The sequence below is a fragment of the Luteibacter sp. genome (assembly GCF_051958795.1).
Classification (GTDB): domain Bacteria; phylum Pseudomonadota; class Gammaproteobacteria; order Xanthomonadales; family Rhodanobacteraceae; genus Luteibacter.
This window is the reverse complement of the sequence record NZ_JBQCFT010000433.1, coordinates 1-2223: the sequence shown is the minus strand read 5'-3', so window position 1 is coordinate 2223 and position 2223 is coordinate 1. Positions and strand designations below refer to the sequence as shown.

The following is a 2223-nucleotide window of genomic DNA, read 5'->3' as shown; positions in this document are numbered from 1 at the left end:
GCGCTGCCGCGACAGCGCCCGCCATCAACTAAAACACTCATCCTGGAGATCCATGCCATGAATGGCTTTGGTACTTTTAGAAGGCGTCGTACTCGTCGCACCCTGGACGGCCCGGACAGCCGGTCGATGGGCGACAAGCATCCGTTCATTGCGCCCGGGCTTCCCGCTGCCAGCCTCACCTCGTTCCGGCGCAGCGGTCGGCCGCGGGCGACGATTGAGATTCCTCCGTACGTCGGCATGGCGGAGGGGGACCGCATCGTCGTCGCCTGGGAAAACCGCTTCATCGCGTTGGAACCCCTCACCACGGAACAGGTGGGATCACCGATCGTCGCCAGCATCCCGTCGCCGTTCAAAGGCCTTGAGGCCATGCGCGACGTTCGCATCAGCTGGCGTGTCCTCAATGTGGCGGACCCTACCTCGCGCTGGGCGCCCACCGTCTATGCGCCGCTGCGTGTCAGCGGGTCGTTCGCGCCAACGCCCTGGCTCGAGGGCACCGAAGACGATGCGGGCCACGTGTATCGCGTGATGGATACGCGCCGCGAGGAAGTCCTCATCCGTGCCGAGGGACATTTCGCAAAGATCGGTGACCGGGTGATCCTTCACTGCGCGTCCATCATGCCCACCGGCAAGGCGGAGTCGTGGTCGTCGCCGCTGCTCCGGCTCGGGCGCGATGGACAGACGCTCGACATCCCCGTTCCCCTCGACATCCTGAGGCGCGCGGCTGGCGGGTGCTGCACCTTCCACTACACGACCTACGGCTACGAGGAGGCGATGCGACCATCGTTTCGTCGCCGCATCGACGTCGTCGGCCCATTGGGACGCTTCGCCGCGCCCAAGATCCAACAGGCAGAAGGCGCCGTGCTCGACCCTGTCCTCGCCGACGGCGGCGTGGTTGTCGAGGTCCCGCCGTGGCCGGGTCTCGCCGATGACGACGAGTGCCAGCTCTTCTGGTCGGGCACATGCCCCGATGGCACCGAAATCAACTATACCGACAAGGCCACCGGTAACGAGGCTCGCGCGCATGAAGGCCTGACGTTCCCTGTCCCGCCGAGCGAAGTGCTCCCGCTCGATGGCGGCATGCTTCGGGTCTGCTACCAGGTGAAGACCTTCGTGGAACTCGAAACCCCGGAGGGTCCACGCCGCGAGTGCATCCATACACTCGAGTCGGCGGCGCTCGAGCTACGCGTGCAGAAGACCGTATCGCCGCCGTCCGTGGTGATCGACAACCTCAACGGCCTGAGCTATCGCCGGATCGACCAGCTGAAGCGACCGTACATCACCTTCACGCCCGTCGACGGGCGTTGGACCGTCCGTGGCGGCCATGATGGCGTCCCTCCGTTTCATGAGGGCACCTTCCTCTGTTCGGCCGATGAACGTGCCGCAATCCGCATCGAATTTGCGGTGCCCTGCACGTCCGTTCGGTTCGGCTATGGCGCCAACGGCTCGGGCGGTAACGGCTCGCTGGTGCACATCGATATCTTCGATACGAAGGGCGAGGCCATCGGTGAAGCGGCCTACACGGTCCCGCTTAGCGGCCTGCCCGGCCTCTGGATCCACCTGCATTCGATGGATTACGGGGCCACCATCGGTTCGATCGTGGTGCGCAAGGACACCACCGGCGTATCCGAGCGCGTGATCGCACAACTCGATAATTTCACGCTGACCCGATGACGGGCGGCCACCGGCCCCTCAACCGCGCTTGCGCGCCCGCATGTCTTCGCGGACGCGATGCAGGCCGCGATATAGCCAGCGCACGGGGCCATAGACGTGGAAGCCCGCGGTCGCGCGGGTTGAGCGAACGACGTACAACGAGCCGCAGGGCTCGTTGTGCGTCGCGAGAAGGCGCTTGTACTGGTTGTCGCCGTAGCCGAAGCTGACCCGCTCGCCCGGGAAGCGATCGAGCAAGGCCGTGATGGCCTGGAATACCGCGACCGAGCCGATGCCGACCTTCGCGATCTCCTCGTCGTAGCCGAGGTCGTCGACCAGGTACGTCCCGGCCACGCGGTAGCCATGCACGTAAGCCAGCGGCCGGCCGTCGCGCACGACTACATGGCCGATGATGTGCCCTGACGCCGCCAGCCGCTGGAACAACGCGACCCGCGCTGGATGATCCCATTGCGTCGGCAGGTCGTCGTGGTGCCACGTGCGCGCGTAAACCTCGTGCATCAGCCGGCAATACTCAGGCATCGACTCGGGCGTATCGAACGTATGTAACGCAGCGTC

2 protein-coding genes are annotated in these 2223 nt (G+C 65.5%); one reads left to right on the top strand and one right to left on the bottom strand.

Going from position 1 to position 2223, the window contains the following annotated elements; translation table 11 throughout:
• A partial coding sequence (locus ACTHLF_RS21490) for a hypothetical protein (RefSeq protein WP_440330315.1) occupies positions 1–1671 on the top strand: 1671 nt, incomplete at its 5' end.
• 18 nt (positions 1672–1689) lie between these two features.
• Here the strand turns inward: ACTHLF_RS21490 and ACTHLF_RS21485 are convergent.
• Positions 1690–2223, bottom strand: a 534-nt coding sequence (locus ACTHLF_RS21485; RefSeq protein WP_440330313.1) for a GNAT family N-acetyltransferase, incomplete at its 5' end; no start/stop codon positions are given.